Source organism: Streptomyces nidicola, from assembly GCF_050106155.1.
GTDB lineage: Bacteria > Actinomycetota > Actinomycetes > Streptomycetales > Streptomycetaceae > Streptomyces.
The window spans coordinates 3,974,355-3,994,289 of the sequence record NZ_JBNBPI010000001.1; the positions used below are offsets into that span (position 1 = coordinate 3,974,355).

20 protein-coding genes are annotated in these 19,935 nt (G+C 70.5%); 13 read left to right on the top strand and 7 right to left on the bottom strand.

Going from position 1 to position 19,935, the window contains the following annotated elements; genetic code table 11:
- Positions 1–61: 61 nt before the first annotated feature.
- Positions 62–934 (bottom strand): hypothetical protein, encoded by an 873-nt coding sequence (locus ACOKM3_RS17970; RefSeq protein WP_426901689.1) that lies wholly within the window; start codon positions 932–934, stop codon positions 62–64.
- 402 nt (positions 935–1,336) lie between these two features.
- On the opposite strand from ACOKM3_RS17970, the gene ACOKM3_RS17975 reads away from it, so the two are divergent.
- Positions 1,337–3,814, top strand: coding sequence for an N-acetylmuramoyl-L-alanine amidase (locus ACOKM3_RS17975; RefSeq protein WP_426901691.1), 2,478 nt, complete (start codon positions 1,337–1,339; stop codon positions 3,812–3,814).
- Positions 3,815–3,916: 102 nt separating this feature from the next.
- On the opposite strand, the gene ACOKM3_RS17980 is transcribed toward ACOKM3_RS17975, so the two are convergent.
- The 3 genes from ACOKM3_RS17980 to ACOKM3_RS17990 all read right to left on the bottom strand — a co-directional run bounded on the left by ACOKM3_RS17980 (position 3,917) and on the right by ACOKM3_RS17990 (position 6,773).
- The gene (locus ACOKM3_RS17980; RefSeq protein WP_426901693.1) at positions 3,917–4,483 is read right to left on the bottom strand and encodes a hypothetical protein; all 567 of its coding nucleotides are present in this window, start codon (positions 4,481–4,483) and stop codon (positions 3,917–3,919) included.
- Positions 4,484–4,565: 82 nt separating this feature from the next.
- Entirely contained in the window at positions 4,566–5,075 is a 510-nt protein-coding gene (locus ACOKM3_RS17985; RefSeq protein WP_426901695.1) for a hypothetical protein, read from the bottom strand.
- Positions 5,076–5,177: 102 nt separating this feature from the next.
- Positions 5,178–6,773 (bottom strand): beta-N-acetylhexosaminidase, encoded by a 1,596-nt coding sequence (locus ACOKM3_RS17990; RefSeq protein WP_426901696.1) that lies wholly within the window; start codon positions 6,771–6,773, stop codon positions 5,178–5,180.
- A 288-nt stretch (positions 6,774–7,061) separates the two neighbouring features.
- On the opposite strand from ACOKM3_RS17990, the gene ACOKM3_RS17995 reads away from it, so the two are divergent.
- From ACOKM3_RS17995 to ACOKM3_RS18040, 10 genes are all read left to right on the top strand, one after another.
- Positions 7,062–7,541 (top strand): 2-oxo-4-hydroxy-4-carboxy-5-ureidoimidazoline decarboxylase, encoded by a 480-nt coding sequence (locus ACOKM3_RS17995; RefSeq protein WP_426906819.1) that lies wholly within the window; start codon positions 7,062–7,064, stop codon positions 7,539–7,541.
- Positions 7,542–7,690: 149 nt separating this feature from the next.
- Positions 7,691–8,071 (top strand): succinate dehydrogenase, cytochrome b556 subunit, encoded by a 381-nt coding sequence (sdhC, locus tag ACOKM3_RS18000; protein ID WP_266713332.1) that lies wholly within the window; start codon positions 7,691–7,693, stop codon positions 8,069–8,071.
- A gap of 8 nt (positions 8,072–8,079) precedes the next feature.
- Positions 8,080–8,565 carry a succinate dehydrogenase hydrophobic membrane anchor subunit gene (locus tag ACOKM3_RS18005; RefSeq protein WP_422409130.1) on the top strand — a complete coding sequence of 162 codons (486 nt, stop codon included), beginning with the start codon at positions 8,080–8,082 and terminating at the stop codon, positions 8,563–8,565.
- 16 nt (positions 8,566–8,581) lie between these two features.
- Positions 8,582–10,336 carry a succinate dehydrogenase flavoprotein subunit gene (gene sdhA / locus ACOKM3_RS18010; RefSeq protein WP_425830353.1) on the top strand — a complete coding sequence of 585 codons (1,755 nt, stop codon included), beginning with the start codon at positions 8,582–8,584 and terminating at the stop codon, positions 10,334–10,336.
- Positions 10,336–11,103: a succinate dehydrogenase iron-sulfur subunit gene (locus ACOKM3_RS18015; RefSeq protein WP_426901699.1), complete on the top strand. Its 768-nt coding sequence runs from the start codon at positions 10,336–10,338 to the stop codon at positions 11,101–11,103. The genes sdhA and ACOKM3_RS18015 overlap by 1 nt, the downstream gene beginning before the upstream one ends.
- Positions 11,104–11,206: 103 nt before the next feature.
- Positions 11,207–11,608 carry a VOC family protein gene (locus ACOKM3_RS18020; RefSeq protein ID WP_426901701.1) on the top strand — a complete coding sequence of 134 codons (402 nt, stop codon included), beginning with the start codon at positions 11,207–11,209 and terminating at the stop codon, positions 11,606–11,608.
- Between the two features lie 113 nt (positions 11,609–11,721).
- Complete coding sequence (locus tag ACOKM3_RS18025) at positions 11,722–12,129, top strand: hypothetical protein (RefSeq protein WP_426901703.1); 408 nt, start codon at positions 11,722–11,724, stop codon at positions 12,127–12,129.
- On the top strand, positions 12,126–12,665 hold the full coding sequence (locus ACOKM3_RS18030; RefSeq protein ID WP_426901705.1) for a thiol-disulfide oxidoreductase DCC family protein: 540 nt from the start codon (positions 12,126–12,128) through the stop codon (positions 12,663–12,665). The genes ACOKM3_RS18025 and ACOKM3_RS18030 overlap by 4 nt, the downstream gene beginning before the upstream one ends.
- Positions 12,666–12,775: 110 nt before the next feature.
- A complete protein-coding gene (locus ACOKM3_RS18035; protein WP_426906820.1) occupies positions 12,776–13,426 on the top strand; it encodes a TetR family transcriptional regulator in 651 nt (216 codons plus the stop codon).
- Between the two features lie 56 nt (positions 13,427–13,482).
- Positions 13,483–14,628 carry a D-alanyl-D-alanine carboxypeptidase family protein gene (locus ACOKM3_RS18040; protein WP_426901707.1) on the top strand — a complete coding sequence of 382 codons (1,146 nt, stop codon included), beginning with the start codon at positions 13,483–13,485 and terminating at the stop codon, positions 14,626–14,628.
- A gap of 19 nt (positions 14,629–14,647) precedes the next feature.
- Here ACOKM3_RS18040 and ACOKM3_RS18045 read toward each other — a convergent pair whose 3' ends face one another.
- Together ACOKM3_RS18045 and ACOKM3_RS18050 are read right to left on the bottom strand one after the other, a co-directional pair.
- Positions 14,648–15,901 carry a metallophosphoesterase gene (locus tag ACOKM3_RS18045; protein ID WP_426901708.1) on the bottom strand — a complete coding sequence of 418 codons (1,254 nt, stop codon included), beginning with the start codon at positions 15,899–15,901 and terminating at the stop codon, positions 14,648–14,650.
- 12 nt (positions 15,902–15,913) lie between these two features.
- A complete protein-coding gene (locus ACOKM3_RS18050; protein ID WP_385764609.1) occupies positions 15,914–16,156 on the bottom strand; it encodes an SCO4848 family membrane protein in 243 nt (80 codons plus the stop codon).
- A 109-nt stretch (positions 16,157–16,265) separates the two neighbouring features.
- Here ACOKM3_RS18050 and ACOKM3_RS18055 point away from each other — a divergent pair, with 109 nt between their 5' ends.
- Complete coding sequence (locus ACOKM3_RS18055; RefSeq protein ID WP_426901710.1) at positions 16,266–17,498, top strand: D-alanyl-D-alanine carboxypeptidase family protein; 1,233 nt, start codon at positions 16,266–16,268, stop codon at positions 17,496–17,498.
- On the opposite strand, the gene ACOKM3_RS18060 is transcribed toward ACOKM3_RS18055, so the two are convergent.
- Positions 17,485–18,411, bottom strand: coding sequence for a YihY/virulence factor BrkB family protein (locus ACOKM3_RS18060; protein ID WP_426901712.1), 927 nt, complete (start codon positions 18,409–18,411; stop codon positions 17,485–17,487). The genes ACOKM3_RS18055 and ACOKM3_RS18060 overlap by 14 nt on opposite strands.
- Positions 18,412–18,512: 101 nt before the next feature.
- Between ACOKM3_RS18060 and ACOKM3_RS18065 the strand changes: the two genes are divergently transcribed.
- Positions 18,513–19,913 (top strand): FAD-binding oxidoreductase, encoded by a 1,401-nt coding sequence (locus tag ACOKM3_RS18065; protein WP_426901714.1) that lies wholly within the window; start codon positions 18,513–18,515, stop codon positions 19,911–19,913.
- Positions 19,914–19,935: the final 22 nt, after the last annotated feature.

Sequence of the window (19,935 nt, forward strand, 5' to 3'; positions counted from 1 at the left end):
GCGCCGCCCTCCACAGAAACGTCACAGGCGGCCCGGCGGCGCGGCGGCCCGGACCGCGCGCTCAGGCCGAGAACATCGACCCGTCGTCGGCGAACTGGACGACCTCCGCGGCCGCGGGCCGCCGCACCGTCACCGGCTTCCCGTACTCGGAGAACCTCAGGTCGACCGACATGTCCTTCTCGTTCGCCTTGAGGGCCCGCAGATACGGCTTCCCGTCGGCGTCCACGTACGCGACACCCTGGTCGTCGTCGGTCGCCGACGGCGCGAGCGGGATCACCCGCCGGCCCTCACGCCGCACCGGCGCGAGCTGCCGCGTCCCCTTCCAGTCGTCCTCGCCGGACCCGATCAGCCGCGTGATGCTGCACCCGTCGGCCAGGCCCTTGGCCCCCTTCGAGGGCGCCTTCACGTACTTCCCCCGCATCTGCTCGATCCGGTCCCGCATGCGGACGGCGACGGTGCCGCCCCTGCTGTCCGCCATGCGCTGCAGTTCGGCGAGCGCGGACTCGCTGAACCTCAGGTACGCCTCGGGCCCCTTGCCCGCGACGACGACGAGCGTGCCCCGGTTGCCGACGCCGCCGTCGAAGCTCCCGGCGCAGCTCCCCGCGTGGTCGATCCGCACGTCCATGCGCACGCGTTGCTGCCCCTTGCGCACATCGGCGGCCATCCGCACGGACCTGGTCTCGTGCATCAGGCCGGTCGAGGTCGTCAGCAGCCGCTCCGCACGCGTCATCCGCAGGACCTCGGGCGGCTCGATCCCCTGGAAGTCACCCGCGAGCCACGTCGCCCGGGACTCCTCCCTCGGCGCCGGCCCGCTCTCCGGAACGGCCCGCTGCACGGCCCCCGCCCCGAGAAGTCCGGCGACGAAGACCCCTGTCACCACGCGCCGTACGATCACGCGCCGCACATCCGGCGCCGGCTTCTCGTCCTCGGTCACGGTTCGCACCCCTTGGTCCACTGATGGGCGACCGCGACTCCGGCACGCCCCGCTCAGCTCCAGCGGACCGACTCACATGACCGTCACAGGTTTCCCCCATGTCGCTTCTCACACGACGAACTCGCGTGTCCCGCACAACCTTTGGCGTGACTCATCTGTCGCCCCGAACCATTCCCCCACCGCGCCCCACGCAGTGACCTGCGCCACAAACGCGCAACCAGTGACGCTTTTCGGCGGTCGTTCGCTGGATAGAGCATCTACCCGCGTTTCAGGCGGGGTCCATGTGAACTTCATCAAGGGGTGGGGCAATTGAGCCCGCGACATTCGCGAGAAGACGCGGCCGGCGCGCGCAGATCGCACGCGTACAAGCCGCTGAGTCTCAAGCGGAGAGCGTGGATCACGATGGGGGCGGTCGTGGTCGGCGGCGCCGGAGTCGTGTCGTACGCGATGGCCGATCCCGGCACGGAGGCGGCCCCGGTCGCCGCGTACCGGGCCGCCGCCGTGCACACGTTGAGCCTGGAGACGAAGGCGGACCGGAAGGTCGTTCCGCAGAAGTCGACGAAGCCGTTCAACGCCGTGTCGGTGACGTGGAAGGACACGAAGGACGAGCTCGACGGAACGGCCCAGTTCCGGGCGCGGAACGCCGAGTCGGGCGCCTGGAGTGCCTGGACCACCCTGCCCGAGGAGACGAACGACGCGGACGGCGCCGAGCGCGAGGGCACCGACATCCGCGGCGGCACCACGTCCGTGTCCACGGCCGCCGCCTCGAACGGTGTCGAGGTGCGCGTCGTCGACGCCGACGGCAAGGCGTCCGGCCTGCCGTCCGGGATGGACGTCAAGCTGATCGACCCGGGCACGGGAACCCGCAAGGGCGCCACCGAGCCCGCCGCGTTCGCCGCCGACGAGACGCCGCCCGCGGCCCGCCCCTCGACCGTCGTGAAGCCGGCGATCATCCCCCAGTCCGTGTGGGGCCCCGGCCTCCCGCACGACGGAACTCCCACGTACGACACGGAGATCAAGGCCGCCGTCGTGCACCACACCGGCGTCGACTCGGACAACCAGATCCCCTGCGCGCAGAGCGCCCAGCGGCTGCGCGAGATCCAGCAGGACCACGTCGGCAAGGGCTATTACGACCTCGGCTACAACTTCGTGGTCGACCGCTGCGGCCAGATCTTCGAGGGCCGCACCGGCGGCATGGACCTGCCGGTGCACGGCGCCCACGACTACGGCTTCAACACCGACACCGTCGGCATCTCGTACATCGGCAACTTCGAGAAGATGAAGCCCACCAAGGCCGCGCTCGACTCCATCGCCCGCGTCGTCGCCTGGAAGTTCGGCCAGTACGGCATCAAGGCGACCGACAAGGTGACCCTGACGTCCAACGGTGACCTCGGTACCGACGGCAACAAGGTCCCCCTCGGCTCCACCATCACCCTGCCGCGCGTCTTCGGCCACAAGGACACCAACACCACCTTGTGCCCCGGCGCGAACCTGTACCCGAAGCTGGGCCGCATCGCGACGCTCGCCGCCACCCCCGGCGTCTCGCACGCCCTGGCGAGCCAGAACGTCGTCGGCGACGCCACCGACGACATCGTCGCCGGACTGCCCAAGGGGTCGAGCGGCGGCCAGATCGCCCTCGTGCCCGGCAGCGTCTCCGGACCCACGACGACTGGCAAGAAGCTGATCTCGCAGTCCACCGGCGACGTCCCCGGCGCGGGCGAGAGCGGTGACGAGTTCGGCGCCTCCACCGCCACCGGCGACATCAACGGCGACGGCCACACCGACATCGTCGTCGGCCAGCCCGGCGAGGACGACACGGGCGGCCACTCCGACCGCGGCGCGTACACGATCCTGAACGGCCCGGACTTCACCACCGGCACCGGCGTCAACATCGACGGCAGCTACGAGCTGACCAACGCCAGGTTCGGCTCGGCCGTGGCCGTCGGCGACTTCAACGCGGACGGCAAGGCCGACGTGTTCGCCGCCTCCACCGGCACCGGCGGCACCTGGAGCGCCCGCTACGGCGACGGCTGGGACACCGACTCCACGATCACCACCACCGAGGACGACCTGTCCTACGAGGACGCCGCTTCCGGCGACTTCAACCAGGACGGCTACGCGGACGTCGCGCTGAACTACCGCGACGGCGCCGGCCTCGGCAAGGTCGTCTGGTACAAGGGCGGTTCGGGCGGCCTGCGCAAGGCCGCGACGCTGACCGTCAAGGGCGGCCGCTCCATCGGCGCCGGCGACATCAACGGCGACGGAGTCGACGACATCGCCGTCGGCCAGCCCTACACCGCCGAGTCCGGCGCGGCCGCGGGCGGCCAGGTCACCTTCGTCAAGGGCTCCCCGGCGACGTCCACGACCGCCGGCGGGCTGACCGCCACGGGCGCCAAGAGCGTCAACCAGGACACCTCGGGCGTCCCCGGCGCCGCCGAGTCCGGCGACGCGATGGGCGCCTCGATCTCGGTGGGCGACTACAACCTCGACGGCTACGCGGATGTGCTCGCGGGCGCGCCGAACGAGGACATCACCCGCACGTCGAACCGCTCCAACGCGGGCAACTCGATCCTGCTGAAGGGCACTTCGACCGGGATCACCGGCACCGGCGCGCTCACCGTCACGCAGGACACCGCCGGCGTCCCCGGCTCCACCGAGTCGAACGACAACCTCGGCTCGGCGGTCGCCCTGACCGACCTCTCCGGCTACGGCCGCACCGACCTGGTGCTCGGCACGGCGGGCGAGAACACGGGCGAGGGCAACCTGACGTACGTACCGAGCAACTCCAGCGGTCTGGGCCTGACCTCGACCAAGACCTTCACGAGGACCACGCTCGGCACCTCGGCGACGGCACGCATCGGCACCAACCTGGCGCCGTAGCACGCGAGTTGTACCGATGAGGGCCGTGGGGGCCGTCCAGCCCCCACGGCCCTCATCTTTCACGGCCCTCTTCTTACGTCTCCACGTCCCCGGCCGGCGGCGTCAGCCGCGCCCCCGCGCGCGCCGCGAGACGGCCGCCCGCAGCACCCTGCGCCCCTCCGTCGAGACGACCAGGGCCTGCCGCAGCCCGCCCGCGCCACCGTCCGCGAGCAGTTCCAGGATCTGTGTCTGGCGGCGCAGTTCGGCCGCGACCAGCGGCGACATCCCTTCGGTGCGGCCCTCGCGGCGCGCGCTCACGCTGGCCGCCCGGTCCTCCGACACATCGAGCATCCGGTGCACCTGGAGCGCCGCCACCGAGCAGGCGTCCGCCCACTCCCGCCACGCCACGGCCACCGCCCGCTCCGGCGCCGCCCCGAGCATCCGCCGCACCAGCTCCGCGGCCTCGCCCTCGCCCGCGGCGCCGCTCAGCTCGTCGCGCGCCGAAGCGAGCCGCGCTCCCCAGTCCGCGCCGTCCTCCGCGAGGCTCGCCCACAGCGGGCGCAGCACATCCTCCTCGGGGTCGCCGGGCCCGCCGACGCCGAGCAGCGGCACACACCGGTCGAGGCAGCCGAGCCCACTCGTGGCCAGGCCTCGTTCATCTGCCTGCGCGATCAGTTCCACCAGGCTCATGGACGTAACGCTCCTCCGGACGCGGACCCAGCAATTCCCCTTGACGCCTACGTATCCCACTGCGTCCGCACACCACGGAACGTCACAGTCCCCGCACGCCGAGCCTGTCGAGGAAGCGGAAGAACAGCTCCTCGGCCGAGGGCCGGGCGGCCGCGCGCAGCACCTCGTCGAGCGGCTCCAGCGGCACCTCGCGGCCGCACTCGCCGGCCCAGCCGACGGCCCGCTCGGCGGCGTCGCCCGGCGGCAGGAAGTAGTCCTCCAGGGCGCGTTCGTCCCCGCCGATGTACCCGGTCATCGCGGCGCGCCCCAGGCACGCCGTCCACGCCCCGCTCTCAGGGCCTGCCGCCTCGACGACCGCGCAGGCGGAGTCCATGACGTACGCGAACAGGGCGGGCGCCCCGGTCTCCGCCGCCAGCGCGTTCATGCTGCCGACGTCGCGCGCCTGCTCGCCGCCGCCGGGGCACTCCCACACCTGCCAGCTGTCGGCCCGCTCCTCAAGGAGTGTCAGCTCCTCGCGCACGCCGCTCAGGGCCTCGCACTTGTCCAGCGGCTGACCGCTTCTGGCGACCACGTAGTAGCCCCAGTAACCCATGTCCGTTCCCCCCGTCCCGGTGTACGCCACAAACGTCGTACCTGCGGCCGAATAGACCACAGGGGAACGGGACTTCGCCACCAGAACGGCGGATCAGAGCCGTCAGCCGTCCAGCTTGTCGGCCAGATCGACGAACTTCGGCCAGCTCAGCTCCGGCTTCTCCGGATCCCACAGCTTCTGCACGGTCGCCCGCAGCGGCATCCGGACGCCCTTGGCGACCTGCGCCGGGGTCTGCGCCCCCGAGATGTCGCACCACACGGCGAAGGAGCCGCCCAGGATCCGGTCGTCGTACTTCGCGGGCACCGGGCTCGTCCCGCGCAGCACGCGCGGCGTCCAGCTCTTGTAGATCCGCTCACCGGTCGGATAGACGAAGGTGTTGGGCTGGCCGAGGACGTAGTACAGGTACTCGTCGTTGTAGTTCGTCAGCTTCCGGCCCTCGTCCAGGTACTCCAGCGGCTCGCGCGCGCCGATCTCCTTGCCGGTCCAGTACGCGACCTCGATGCCCTTGTCCGCGTCGACGACCCCGCCCTTGTAGAACCCGTCGTTCCAGGCCTTCAGGTTCCGGTCGTAGGGGGCCATGGTCTTCGCCCGGTCGTTGAGCCAGCCCTGCGCGAGGTCCTGGACCTTGGCGTTCGCCCCGTACTTCTTGCGCGCCGCGGCGGCGAGCTGCGGGTAGGAGGCCTCGGGGTTCTCGCTCATCAGCGCCCGGTACTCGTCGGCGCCGAGATGCCAGTACGCCCCCTTGAACAGCTTCGCGTACTCCTTCAGCAGATCGTCGACGATCTTCGCGGCGCCCGGCTTGGAGATGTCGACGGCGCCGCGCGCCGCCACCCCGCTCGCGTCGCGCAGCTGGAGGTCGGGGTGCGCGGCGATCACCGCGCCCAGGTGCCCCGGCGAGTCGATCTCCGGCACGACCGTGATGTGCCGCTGGGCGGCGAGCTTCAGGATGTCCCGCACCTGCGCCTTGCTGAGGTGGTCCTTGGAGACGACCTCCGGATGCGAGTCGGACTCGATGCGGAAGGACTGGTCGTCGGAGAAGTGCAGGCCCAGCTGGTTGTACTTGAGGTCCCCGATGTCCCGGATCCGGTCCTTGATCCAGTCGGCCGTGAAGTGCTTGCGGGCGATGTCGAGGTTGAACCCGCGCTGCGCCTTGGCGGGCTCGTCGGCGGTGACGCCCTCCGGCGCCTTCGCCCCGTCGTGCACCTGCTGCTTGAGGGTGCGCGTCCCGTAGTACACGCCGGTGTCGCTCGGCCCGGTGATCCGCACGGTCCCGCCGCGCACGGTCATCCGGTACGACTCCGGGTTCGCCCCGCTCTTCCCGCCGAGCGCCAGCTCGACGTCACCGGAGCCGGCGTCCCCGCCCCCGGCGTACTTCAGGTCCAGCTCGTCCGCGAGGAGCCGCCCCTCGTCGGCCAGTTCGCCGTCCTTCACGACGACCTTGCCGCCGCCCGGCTTCCAGCCGGGCCCGTGCGCCGGCGTGAAGTCGCGCACCTCGGGGATCGTGTGCACGGGCTTCGACAGCGGGTACGAGCGGGTGGGCGAGGGCGCCGCGGACGTCGCCGACTTCCCGTCGGACGGAGACCCGCCACCGTCCGAGCACCCCACGGCCGTGACCAGAACGACCCCGGTGGCAACGGCCACCAGAGCCTGCCGCTCCTTCTTCACGAACACCTCGCTGAACCCCGTTCGGACGGACACGTACGCCGCAGACGGTAACGGTGGACCTCCGGGGGCGCGGGTACGGACAGGCGCATCGCGTCCACCCACCCGCCCCAAACCCTCCCGTCCGAGTGAAATTCACGCATCCGTCGGACACTCACGGCCAGGAATCACTACCGTTACGCCACATCCACAACTCACGCCCCGCCGGAGGCCGCGCTGCGCCCCCTTCACTCCCCCGGCCGTCTGCCGATACCGGCCCAGGCCACGGCACCCGGGGGCCTCGCACACTTCAACACGCTGCCGCAGGAGGCCGCCGAGCAGGCCCTGCGCACGTGCTGCCGCAGCCACTCATGGGCGCGCCGGGTCGCCGCCCACCGCCCGTACCCGAACCTCGACGCGCTGCTCGCCGCGGCGGACGAGGCGCTGTACGACCTCGCCCCCGCCGACATCACCGAGGCCCTGACCGGCGAGGACCTCGCGCTGCCGCCCGACCCCGCGCTGTACTCGGGGCACTCGGGCTACTCGGCGTACGCGGCGGCGAACACCGCGCTGGTCGCTGCCCACAGCGCGTACCAGACCCGCTTCGGCCACCCCTTCGTGATCTGCCTGGACGACATCGCGCCCGGTGAGGCCCTCGATCACCTGCTCGCGGGCCTGCGCACCCGCCTCGGCAACGACCCGGTGCACGAGCGCGAACTGGCCGCCGAGGAGCTGCGCCGACTCGCCCGGGGACGCGTCGCCCGCCTCACCCGTCGGGAAACCGGCCGGGAAACCGGCATCAATAGCCCGTACGTGCCTGTTTGATTGCCTGTTTGATCACACATAAGGCCCCCGTGCGAGTGTCCCGACAACTCGTCGATACGATGACGAGCGGCCGGTGGACCGTACCCGGCCGGGCCCGCCCGACACTGAAGCCGGCGCGGCTCTAGTCCCCGCTCCCGGAGGGTTCTTCCGTGCCGGCTGGAACGCTGTACCGCGGCCGGGAAGGCATGTGGTCGTGGGTGGCTCATCGAGTCACCGGTGTCCTCATTTTCTTCTTCCTGTTCGTGCACGTCCTGGACACCGCTCTCGTCCGCGTCTCGCCCGAGGCGTACGACGATGTCGTTGGTACCTATAAGACGCCGATCGTCGCGCTTCTGGAATACGGCCTCGTGGCCGCGATTCTCTTCCACGCGCTCAACGGCCTGCGTGTCATCGCCGTCGACTTCTGGTCGAAGGGCCCGCGCTACCAGAAGCAGATGCTCTGGACCGTCATGGGCATCTGGATCGTCCTGATGGTCGGGGCTCTCTACCCCGTCCTCGGCCACGCCGTCCGCGCACTCTTCGGGAGCTGAGGCCAGACATGTCTGCTGACACCACCCCCGCCAAGTCCGGCGTCGGTCCCGTCGAGGGCGTCTCGCTCTACGACGTCGACAACCCGGCCCCGTACATCGAGCCCCCGCGCAAGCGCACCTCGAAGACCCCGCGTTCGACGCGCGGCAACTTCGAGATGGCCGCATGGCTGTTCATGCGCCTGTCCGGTGTCGTCCTCGTCGTCCTGGTCCTCGGCCACCTGCTGATCCAGCTCGTCCTCGACGGCGGCGTCTCCAAGATCGGCTTCGCGTTCGTCGCGGGCCGCTGGGCGTCCCCGTTCTGGCAGGGCTGGGACCTGCTGATGCTGTGGCTCGCGATGCTGCACGGCGCCAACGGCCTGCGTACCGTCATCAACGACTACGCCGAGCGCCCCCAGACCCGTATGTGGCTGAAGGGCCTGCTGTACGCCGCGACGGTCTTCACCGTCCTGCTGGGCACGCTGGTGATCTTCACCTTCGACCCCAACATCCGTTAAGCCGAGGCGAGAAACCGTGAAGATTCACAAGTACGACACCGTCATCGTCGGCGCCGGCGGCGCCGGCATGCGCGCGGCCATCGAGTCGACCAAGCGCAGCCGCACCGCCGTGCTGACCAAGCTCTACCCCACCCGCTCCCACACGGGCGCGGCGCAGGGCGGCATGGCCGCCGCGCTCGCCAACGTGGAGGAGGACAACTGGGAGTGGCACACCTTCGACACGATCAAGGGCGGCGACTACCTGGTCGACCAGGACGCCGCCGAGATCCTGGCGAAGGAGGCCATCGACTCGGTCCTCGACCTCGAGAAGATGGGCCTGCCGTTCAACCGCACGCCGAACGGCACGATCGACCAGCGCCGCTTCGGCGGTCACTCCCGTAACCACGGCGAGGCCCCGGTCCGCCGGTCCTGCTACGCCGCGGACCGCACGGGCCACATGATCCTTCAGACGCTGTACCAGAACTGCGTGAAGGAGGGCGTGGAGTTCTTCAACGAGTTCTACGTCCTGGACCAGCTGATCGTCGAGGAAGACGGCGTCAAGAAGTCCGCCGGTGTGGTCGCCTACGAGCTGGCCACCGGCGAGATCCACGTCTTCCAGGCGAAGTCGGTCATCTACGCGTCCGGCGGCACCGGCAAGTTCTTCAAGGTGACGTCCAACGCGCACACCCTGACCGGCGACGGCCAGGCCGCCTGCTACCGGCGCGGGATCCCGCTGGAGGACATGGAGTTCTTCCAGTTCCACCCGACCGGCATCTGGCGCATGGGCATCCTCCTTACGGAAGGCGCCCGTGGTGAGGGCGGCATCCTCCGTAACAAGGACGGCGAGCGCTTCATGGAGAAGTACGCGCCCGTCATGAAGGACCTCGCGTCCCGTGACGTCGTGTCCCGCTCCATCTACACGGAGATCCGTGAGGGCCGCGGCTGCGGTCCCGAGGGCGACCACGTCTACCTCGACCTCACGCACCTCCCGCCGGAGCAGCTCGACGCCAAGCTCCCGGACATCACCGAGTTCGCGCGTACGTACCTCGGCATCGAGCCCTACACGGACCCGATCCCGATCCAGCCGACCGCGCACTACGCCATGGGCGGCATCCCGACGAACGTCGAGGGTGAGGTCCTCGCGGACAACACCACCGTCGTCCCGGGCCTGTACGCCGCCGGTGAGGTCGCCTGTGTCTCCGTGCACGGCGCCAACCGTCTCGGCACCAACTCGCTGCTCGACATCAACGTCTTCGGGCGTCGTGCGGGCATCGCGGCCGCCGAGTACGCGCACAAGACCGAGTTCGTCGAGCTGCCGGAGAACCCGTCGACGTTCGTCGAGGAGCGCATCGAGATGCTGCGCGACTCCACGGGCACCGAGCGCGTCTCGGTGATCCGTAACGAGCTTCAGGAGTGCATGGACGCCAACGTGATGGTGTTCCGCACCGAGCAGACGATCAAGACGGCCGTCGAGAAGATCGCCGAGCTGCGCGCGCGGTACAAGAACATCTCGGTCCAGGACAAGGGCAAGCGGTTCAACACCGACCTCCTCGAGGCCATCGAGCTGGGCAACCTGCTCGACCTGGCCGAGGTCATGGCGACCTCCGCCCTGGCCCGCAAGGAGTCCCGCGGCGGTCACTACCGCGAGGACTTCCCCACCCGTGACGACGTGAACTTCATGCGCCACACCATGGCGTACCGCGAGGTCGGCGACGACGGCTCCGAGTCCATCCGTCTCGACTACAAGCCGGTCGTCCAGACCCGCTACCAGCCGATGGAGCGTAAGTACTGATGGCTACTCCGACGATGGAGAAGACCGCGGCTCCGGAGCCCGGCTTCGCCGACACCCCGAACATCACGATCACGCTGCGCGTGCGCCGGTTCAACTCCGAGGTCTCCGACGAGGCCAGCTGGCAGGACTTCCAGCTGGAGATGGACCCCAAGGAGCGCGTGCTCGACGCCCTGCACAAGATCAAGTGGGAGCAGGACGGCACGCTGACGTTCCGTCGCTCCTGCGCGCACGGCATCTGCGGGTCCGACGCGATGCGGATCAACGGCAAGAACCGTCTGGCCTGCAAGACGCTGCTCAAGGACATCAACCCGGAGAAGCCCATCACGGTCGAGGCCATCAAGGGCCTCACGGTCCTCAAGGACCTCGTGGTGGACATGGACCCGTTCTTCCAGGCCTACCGCGACGTCATGCCGTTCCTCGTCACCAAGGGGAACGAGCCGACGCGCGAGCGCTACCAGTCCGACGAGGACCGGGCCCGCTTCGACGACACCACCAAGTGCATCCTGTGCGCCGCGTGCACGTCGTCCTGCCCGGTGTTCTGGAACGACGGCCAGTACTTCGGTCCTGCCGCCATCGTGAACGCCCACCGCTTCATCTTCGACTCGCGTGACGAGGCCGGGGAGCAGCGCCTGGAGATCCTCAACGACCGTGACGGTGTGTGGCGTTGCCGCACGACCTTCAACTGCACGGACGCCTGCCCGCGTGGCATCGAGGTCACCAAGGCGATCCAGGAAGTGAAGCGGGCGCTGATCACGCGCCGCTTCTGACCTTCCCGGCTTTCGCCGCAGGGCTTTGAAGGCCCCGTTCCCGGATTCGTTCCGGGAGCGGGGCCTTCGCCCTTTTCGCCCGGTTGATCGCTAATCTGCCGCTATGCCACATGAGCTGGAAATCCTCGGGTTCGACAACACCCTGTTCCCCGTCGGCGATCTGACCGAGGCCGTCGCCTTCTACGAGCGCGTCGGCTTCCCCGTGAAGATCCGCATCGACGAGGCCGGGATCGCGCTGCTCGGGGCCGGCAAGGAGACGCCCGGCGTGCTGCTGCGGGCCGAGGACGGGTTCGGCCACCGGCCGCCCGCCTGGCCCGCCGCACGGCTGTGGCTGGAGGTGCCGGACGCGCGGGCCACGGCCGACGCGCTGCGCGCCGCCGGCATCGAGCTCCTCGACCCGCCCTTCTCCACCTCCACCGGGTACGTCGTGGAGTTCGCCGACCCGTGGGGCAACGTCGTCGGCTTCACGGACTACCTCAAAAGGCCCGAACTCGCGCGGAGTTGAAGCCTCCGTTTGAGGCCCTGGTCACGTACGACAACTCCCGCTTGAACATGTTCAAAAACAGGTCTACCTTCATGACTGTCAGCGTTTTTGAACGCGTTCAAGGAGGGTGGGGCATGGACCTCACAGTCGTCGCATACGTCGTCTACCTCGTCGTCAGCATCGGTCTGACCATGTGGGTGGCCCGCACCCTGAGCCGCAACGGCCGGGTCTTCCTGGCCGACGTGCTGCACGGGAACGAGAAGCTCGCCGAGGCCGTCAACCACCTGCTGGTGGTCGGCTTCTATCTGGTCAACCTCGGCTTCGTCGCCTTGTACCTGAGCGGCGACGACACCATCGCGAGCACCCGCGAGGTCTTCGAGGCGCTGTCCACCAAGCTCGGCGTCGTCCTGCTCGTGCTCGGCGTGATGCACCTGGGCAACGTCTACGTCCTCAACAAGATCCGGCGGCGCGGGATCATGGAGACCGAGCAGCAGCCGCCCGTCCCGCCGCAGGGCTGGACCGCTCCGGTGGCCGGGGCGTGACAGCGGTGGCGACGGCCGGGAAGCCGGAAGCCCGGGGTGCCACGGGGGTGGCCCCGGTCCGCCGGCTCACGGTCCTCTACGACACCGAGTGCCCGCTGTGCACGTTCGCGCACAACTGGCTGGCCAAGCAGCGGCAGCTGGTGCCGCTGGAGTTCGTCCCCGCGGGCTCGCAGGAGGCGCGGGAGCGCTACCCGGAGCTCGACCACGCGGCGACCCTCACCGACATCACCGTGATCGGGGACGGCGGGCAGCTCTACCGGGACTCCGCCGCCTGGATCGTGTGCATGTGGGCGCTGCGCGAGTACCGGGCCACCGCCCACCGGATGGCGACGCCCGCCGGGATGAAGGTCGCCAAGCAGGTCGTCCTCGGCGCCGCCAAGTACCGCGAGACGCACCGGGACCGGCAGGCCCGGGGCGGCACGACCCAGCGGTCGGACGGCTGGCGGTACAACCCGAGGCAGGGCTGGTACTACGAGGCGTACGGCTACGGGGGCGAGCCGCCCGCCTGCGACAGCGGCTGCCGGACGGCCGATTAGGCTCGGGGACCGTGGCAGACGAACCCCTGAAGAAGAGCGCGGACAAACCGGCAGGACCGGAGAAGCCCGCGAAGAGCGAGCAGACACGGGCGCTCATCCTGGAGACCGCGATGCGGCTGTTCCGGGAGCGGGGCTACGACAAGACCACCATGCGGGCCATCGCCCAGGAGGCCGGGGTCTCGGTCGGCAACGCGTATTACTACTTCGGGGGCAAGGAACACCTGATCCAGGGTTTCTACGACCGGATCACCGCCGAACACCAGGCGGCGGTCCGGTCCGTGCTCGACACGGAGACCGATCTCCAGGCGCGGCTCGCGGGCGTACTGCGGGCCTGGCTCGAGATCGCCGAGCCGTACCACGAGTTCGCCGCCCAGTTCTTCAAGAACGCGGCCGACCCGGACTCCCCGCTCAGCCCGTTCTCCGCGGAGTCGCAGCCCGCCCGGGAAGCCGCGATCGCACTCCACCGGGAGGTGCTCGCCGGCTCGAAGGCCAAGGTGCCCGAAGAACTGGCCGATATCCTCCCGGAGTTGATGTGGCTGTCCCAGATGGGGCTCGTCCTCTACTGGGTGTTCGACAGGTCCGAGGGGCACGAGCGCAGCCGTCGGCTCGCCGATCGCGGCGCCCGGCTCACGACGCGGGGCGTGGCGCTCGCCCGCTTCCGGGTGCTGCGGCCGCTCGTCCTGGAGGTGCACGAGCTGTTCATCGACTTCCTGCCGGGCATGACGCGCTCACTGCCGAAGCCGAAGCGCACGAAGGACTGAGCCCCGCGGGCGGACCCGCTGGTCTTTACCTGCGCTTTGGCCTGTACCTTCACGGGATGCCCGGCACCACCTCAGCGTCCTCTCCGCACTTCAGCCGCCGCAGCGCCCTCGGCCTCGGGGCGGGCGCGGCAGCCGCCCTCGCGCTGCCCGCACAGACCGCTTCGGCCGCCTCACGTGTCCAGGTCCGGTACCGGGCAGGCGCGCCCAAGCTGCCGAAGCTCGCCGCGAAGGCGTGGCTGATCGCCGACAACGACAGCGGCGAGGTGCTGGCCTCGTACAACGGGCACCGCCGGCTGCCGCCCGCCTCCACGCTGAAGATGCTGTTCGCGGACACGGTGCTGCCGAAGTTCGACAGCACGCTGAGGCACAAGGTGACGGCCGAGGACCTCGCGGACATACCGTTCGGCTCCAGCCTCGTCGGCGTCCAGGCCGGGACGACGTACAGCGTGCACCAGTTGTGGCAGGGCGTGTTCCTTCGCTCCGGCAACGACGCGGTGCACGTGCTCGCGAACATGAACGGGGGCGTCGCGAAGACCGTCGCCCAGATGCAGGCCCGCGCGAAGGACCTCCAGGCGAACGACACCCACGTCGTCAGCCCCGACGGCTTCGACCACAAGGGCCAGGTCTCGTCCGCGTACGACCTGACGCTGTTCGCCCGCGCCGGGCTGAAGAACGACGACTTCCGCGGCTACTGCGCCACCAAGGTCGCCGATTTCCCGGCGGGCGGCTCCAAGACGTTCCAGATCCAGAACACCGACCGCCTCCTCACCGGGCAGGGCGTCACCCCGTACGAGGGCCTCATCGGCGTCAAGAACGGCTACACCTCGCACGCGGGCAACACCTTCACCGGCGCCGCCACCCGCGGCGGCCGCACCCTGCTGGTCACCGTGATGCACCCGAAGTCCGGCTACGAAGCGGTGTACGAGGAGACGGCCGCGCTGCTCGACTGGGGCTTCGCGGCCGCGAACAAGGTGCGCCCCGTCGACGAGTTGGCCACGCCGCTGAGCGAGCAGCCGAAGAAGTCGACGTCGACGCGCGCGCCCCACGTGGCGGGCGCGGGACCCGCCGCGAGCACCTCCACCGGCTCGCACGGGGACGACTGGGCGCTCGGCGGCTCCATGGCCGTGGCGGCTCTCGCCGGCGGCGGCCTGCTGGCCCTGCGCCGCCGCGCGAAGCCGACGGGACGGCGCAGGAAGGCGTAGGGCGGGCCCGGGCAGCGGCTCAGGCCTGCTTGGAGGCCAGCTGCACCACGGTGATGTCGGACGGCGCGCCCACCCGCACCGGCGGCCCCCACGCGCCAGCGCCCCGGCTGACGTACAGCTGGGTGTCGCCGTACCGGTCGAGGCCCGCGAGGGTCGGATTGCTCGCCGCCGCGACGAAGTTGCCCGGCCACAGCTGGCCGCCGTGGGTGTGCCCGGAGAGCTGGAGGTCGACGCTGTGCTTCACCGCCTCGTGGATCATCACGGGCTGGTGGGCGAGGAGGACGGAGGCGCGGGAGGTGTCGCGGTCGCCGAGCGCCTTCGCGTAGTCGGGCCCTTCGCCGTAGTTCTCGCCGGCGATGTCGTTGACCCCCGCGAGGTCGAAGGCCCCGATGTCGACGCGCGCGTTCTCCAGCGGCCGGAGCCCGAGCTCGCGCACGTGGTCCACCCACGGTTCGGCGCCGGAGAAGTACTCGTGGTTGCCGGTGACGAAGTACGTCCCGTGCCGCGCGCTCAGCCGGGCGAGCGGGGCGACGGCGGGCGCGAGATGCTCCACGCTCCCGTCGACCAGGTCACCGACGACGGCGATGAGATCGGGCTGCGTGGCGTTGATCTTGTCGACGACCCGCTCGGCGAAGCCACGGCCGAGCACGGGCCCGAGGTGGACGTCGCTGACCACGGCGATCCTGAACCCGTGGGCCGCGCGCGGCAGTTTGGCCAGCGGCACGGTGACCCGCTTGACCGCCGGCCCGCGCAGCACCCCGTACGCGCCAGTGGCCACGACTCCCGCGGCGGCCACGGTCGCGGCGGCGCCGACGGTCCGGGCGAGGACGAGCCGTCGGGTGGGCGCGGGCGCCGCGGACCCGAGCCCCGGGACCGGCTCCAGCTCCCGCAGCTCCGGCACCGGGACACGCACCGGGGCCTCCTCCGAGGCGACGGCGGCGGCGGTCGGCCTCCCGCGGTCGAGGAGGCGTCGCAGCAGGGGCCGCACGAGCTCCCCCACCAGCAGCGCGAGCAGCAGATACAGCGCGAACGCCATCCACAGGAACCCGGGCCAGGCCAGCACCTGCTGCAACAGGAACGGCGCCCCGCCCCGCTCCGCCGCCAGCGCCGCGAACATCAGCACGGGCCCGGCCACGAACACCAGGGTGCCGGTCCGTCTGGGCCACCCGCCCTTGGCGGTCGTCTCTCGCACAAGACGGCGCCACGCGTAGTAGTGCAGGGCCGCGAACACCGCGAGGACGGCGGCGGCGATGAGTACGAAGACGACGACCATCTGCCCGGACGCCTATGAGGTCCGACGCAGTGTGCGCACCGAACGCAACCCGATGCCCCCGACAACCGTCCCCAATACGAAGGAGACGACGGCGAGCGTCAGATGCACCCAGAAGTACGCGGTCGGATCCCCGGCGTCGTCGAAGGCGAGGCCGCTGCCGTCCTTGACGAGGTTTTTGACGAAAGTGATCCAGATGACCCAGCTCCACACCCCGAAGGCGAGCAGGAACCAGGACACGGGGCGGCTGAGCTTCATACCCTCAGTATCGCCGCGCGGCCGCGCGCACCGCCGCCGGGGTGGGTCGGGGCGAACACAGGTCGCAGCGGTGGAGACTTACGGGGCAGGTACAGGTACCTTCACCAGCGTGCCCGACTCCCACGCCGCGCGACCGACGTCGCACTTGAAGAAGGCCGCGGTGCTGTTCGCCGCCTCCGCCCTGACGTTCGCCGGTGCGCTGCCCGCGGCCGCCGCGGACAAGGACAAGAACGAGGCCAAGCCGCCCGCGTCGATGTCCCAGGTGGGCGGCGCCCAGCTGGGGAAGCCGGGGACGCAGGTCAACCTTCAGGGGGGCGCGCCCGTCCTGCCGAAGGATCTGACGGCGAAGTCCTGGATCGTCGCGGACGCCGAGTCGGGCGAGGTGCTCGCCTCGCACAACGCGCACTGGCAGCTGCCGCCCGCCTCCACGCTGAAGATGCTGTTCGCGGACACCGTGCTGCCGAAGTTCCCGAAGACGACGACGCACAAGGTGGTGCCGTCCGACCTGGCGGGGATGGGCGCGGGGTCCAGCCTCGTCGGCATCAAGGAGGGCTTCACGTACTCGGTGCACGATCTGTGGCTGGGCGTCTTCCTGCGCTCCGGCAACGACGCGGTGCATGTGCTCTCCGCCATGAACCAGGGCGTCGCGCGGACCGTCAAGGACATGCAGGCGCACGCCGACGAGCTCCAGGCGGGCGACACCCATGTCGTCAGCCCCGACGGCTACGACATGCCGGGGCAGCACTCCTCCGCGTACGACCTGACGCTCTTCGCCCGCTCCGGGCTGCACAAGAAGGACTTCCGGGAGTACGCGGCCACGCCCACCGCCGAGTTCCCCATGAAGCAGAAGAAGGGGAAGACCACCAAGCAGTTCGGGATCCAGAACACCAACCGGCTGCTCACCGGCTCCTTCGGCCTGCCCGCGTACAAGGGCATCGCGGGCGTGAAGAACGGCAACACGACGAACGCGGGGGCCACGTTCACGGGGGTCGCCGAGCGCGGTGACCGGGTGCTGCTCGTCACCGTCATGAACCCGAAGGCGAAGGAGAGCCAGGCCGTCTACAAGGAGACCGCGCGGCTCTTCGACTGGGGTTTCCAGGCCGACGGCAAGGTCTCCCCCGTCGGCCATCTCGTCGGGCCGAAGAGCGAGACGCCCGCGGGTGCCGCCTCCCCGAGCTCCGGTAACAAGGGCGCCGCCAAGTCGGCCGCGCACGCCGCGGTCACCGGCGGCTCCAGCGGCGTCGGGATCGCGCTCGCGATCGTGGGCGGCGTGCTCGTGGTGCTCGCGGGCGCGGTGTTCGTGGTGCGCAAGAAGTGGCCGCTGAAGGTCACGAAGGGCTGATCTCCTCCGCCTCGTCCGCAGCCTCGTCCGCCGCCTCCGCCTCGGCCTCCTCCGTCTTGCGCAGGCCGACGCGGCCCGTCGCGGTCCACGCCGCGCAGAACAGCAGCAGTTTCGCGGTGAAGTTGATCCACAGCAGCAGGGCCACGGGCGTGCCGAAGGCGCCGTACATGCTCTTCGCCGCCACGTCCTTCATATAGCCGCTGAGCACCAGCTTCAGCAGCTCGAAGCCGGCCGCCCCGATCAGCGCCGCGGTGATCAGATCGCGGCGGCCCGGCTGCACTCCTGGCAGCAGGGCCAGGACGTAGAGCAGGATCAGGAAGTCCGCGAGGACCGCGATCCCGAAGGCCGCGGCCTGGAGCAGTATCCCGCCCCAGCCCGCCTTGTCGATGCCGATCTGGTCGGCCGTCCAGTCGACGGCCGTGGCCGCGAGCGTGGACGCCGCGATCGACACGATGCCCGCGAGGCCGAGCCCGACGAGGATCCCGGCGTCCTTCAGCTTGCGCATGATCGGGTTCTCTTCGGGGTCGGGCAGCTCCCACACGTCCCGCAGGCACTGCCGCATGGAGCCGACCCAGCCGACACCCGTGAACAGCAGCAGCGCTCCGGCGATGATCCCGATCGTGCCCGCGTTGTCGACCAGCGCCCCGATGTCCAACTGGTCGGAGATACCCGGAACCTGGTCGCTGAGCGTCTGCTCCAGCTTCTTCTGCTGGTCCGGGCCCATGGTGCCGGCGGCCACCGCCGCGGCCACGGTGAGCAGCGGAAACAGCGCGAGGAAGCTGATGAACGTCATCGCCGCGGCGAGCTGGGACCAGCGGACCTCATCGAGGCGCTCGTAGGCGTGCCAGGCGTGCGTCCGCATCAGCCGGGCGAACAGCGGCCCGACGACGGGGAGTTTCTTCAGCCAATCCATGATCCCAGCCTGCCCCCCATCCCCACTTCGATCACCCGTTCCGGTGAGCGGACGCAAGGTTTACGACAAACTTCGCACCTTCGGGCGATACGGTCACCGTCATGGTTGCCGACCCCGCTACCGATCCCGTATCCACTCTTCCCGCCGTCCCGCACTCCGTACCGGTCAGCGGCTGGGGCCGCACCGCCCCCACCTCGGCCCGCGTGATCCGCCCCCGCTCCTACGAGGACGCGGTCCTCGCGGTCCGGGACTGCGCGGCCACCGGACGCCGCGGCGGCATCGCGCGGGGGCTCGGCCGGGCGTACGGGGACGCGGCGCAGAACGCGGGCGGGGCCGTCCTCGACATGACGGGGCTCGACCGGATCCACGCCATCGACGCCGCCGGCGGCACCGTGCTGTGCGACGCGGGCGTCTCGCTGCACCGCCTGATGGAGGTGCTGCTGCCCCTCGGCTGGTTCGTGCCGGTCACCCCCGGGACCCGCTATGTCACGGTCGGCGGGGCGATCGGCGCCGACATCCACGGCAGGAACCACCCCGCCTCCGGCTCCTTCGCCCGCCACGTCCCCATGCTCGAACTCCTCACCGCCGACGGCGGGGTACGCGTCGTGGAGCGCGGCAGCGAGCTGTTCGACGCGACGGCCGGCGGCATGGGTCTGACCGGCATCATCCTCACGGCGACGATCCAACTCCAGCGCGTCGAGACCTCGTTGATGTCGGTCGACACCGAACGGGCCGCCGACTTCGACGACTTGATGGCCCGGCTCTCCGCGACGGAGCACCGCCACCCCTACTCCGTCGCCTGGGTCGACCTGCTCGCACGCGGCGCCGCGACCGGCCGCGGCGTACTCACACGCGCCGAGCACGCTCCGCTCGACGCGCTGCCCGCACGCGCCCGCAGGACCCCGCTGGAGTTCCGCCCCGCCCGCCTCCCCGCGGCCCCGGACTTCCTCCCCGAGGGACTGCTCGGCAGCACGAGCGTCGGCCTGTTCAACGAGCTCCGCTACCGCACGGCGCCCAGGGCCCGCACCGGCGAACTCCAGAAGCTCTCCACGTTCTTCCACGCGCTCGACGGCGTCCCGCACTGGAACCGCGTCTACGGGCGCGGCGGCTTCGTGCAGTACCAGTTCGTCGTCGGACACGGCGAGCAAGAGGCGCTGCGCCGCATCGTGCACCGCGTCTCCGAGCGCCGCTGCCCCTCCCTCCTCGCCACCCTCAAGCGCTTCGGCGAAGGGGACCCGGGCTGGCTGTCGTTCCCGATGCCGGGCTGGACGCTCGCGCTCGACATCCCGGCGAACCTGCCCGAACTGGGCGCGTTCCTCGACGAGTTGGACGAGGAGGTGGCCGCCGCGGGCGGGCGCGTCCACCTCGCCAAGGACTCCCGGCTGCGGCCCGATCTGCTCACCGCCATGTACCCGCGTCTCGACGACTTCCGCTCGCTGCGGGCGCGTTGGGACCCGCAGGGGGTGTTCCGCTCGGACCTGTCACGACGCCTGAACCTGTGACCAGCCGCCCGCATGGGCGGCG

Bases quoted from the DNA above. Each gene is read 5' to 3' on its own strand.
- ACOKM3_RS17975 (WP_426901691.1), top strand. From the start codon at position 1,337: ATGGGGGCGGTCGTGGTCGGCGGCGCCGGAGTCGTGTCGTACGCGATG.
- ACOKM3_RS17980 (WP_426901693.1), bottom strand. From the start codon at position 4,483: ATGAGCCTGGTGGAACTGATCGCGCAGGCAGATGAACGAGGCCTGGCC.
- ACOKM3_RS17985 (WP_426901695.1), bottom strand. From the start codon at position 5,075: ATGGGTTACTGGGGCTACTACGTGGTCGCCAGAAGCGGTCAGCCGCTG.
- ACOKM3_RS18005 (WP_422409130.1), top strand. From the start codon at position 8,080: ATGTCTGCTGACACCACCCCCGCCAAGTCCGGCGTCGGTCCCGTCGAG.
- ACOKM3_RS18015 (WP_426901699.1), top strand. From the start codon at position 10,336: ATGGCTACTCCGACGATGGAGAAGACCGCGGCTCCGGAGCCCGGCTTC.
- ACOKM3_RS18020 (WP_426901701.1), top strand. From the start codon at position 11,207: ATGCCACATGAGCTGGAAATCCTCGGGTTCGACAACACCCTGTTCCCC.
- ACOKM3_RS18025 (WP_426901703.1), top strand. From the start codon at position 11,722: ATGGACCTCACAGTCGTCGCATACGTCGTCTACCTCGTCGTCAGCATC.
- ACOKM3_RS18035 (WP_426906820.1), top strand. From the start codon at position 12,776: ATGCGGCTGTTCCGGGAGCGGGGCTACGACAAGACCACCATGCGGGCC.
- ACOKM3_RS18040 (WP_426901707.1), top strand. From the start codon at position 13,483: ATGCCCGGCACCACCTCAGCGTCCTCTCCGCACTTCAGCCGCCGCAGC.
- ACOKM3_RS18045 (WP_426901708.1), bottom strand. From the start codon at position 15,901: ATGGTCGTCGTCTTCGTACTCATCGCCGCCGCCGTCCTCGCGGTGTTC.
- ACOKM3_RS18050 (WP_385764609.1), bottom strand. From the start codon at position 16,156: ATGAAGCTCAGCCGCCCCGTGTCCTGGTTCCTGCTCGCCTTCGGGGTG.
- ACOKM3_RS18060 (WP_426901712.1), bottom strand. From the start codon at position 18,411: ATGGATTGGCTGAAGAAACTCCCCGTCGTCGGGCCGCTGTTCGCCCGG.
- ACOKM3_RS18065 (WP_426901714.1), top strand. From the start codon at position 18,513: ATGGTTGCCGACCCCGCTACCGATCCCGTATCCACTCTTCCCGCCGTC.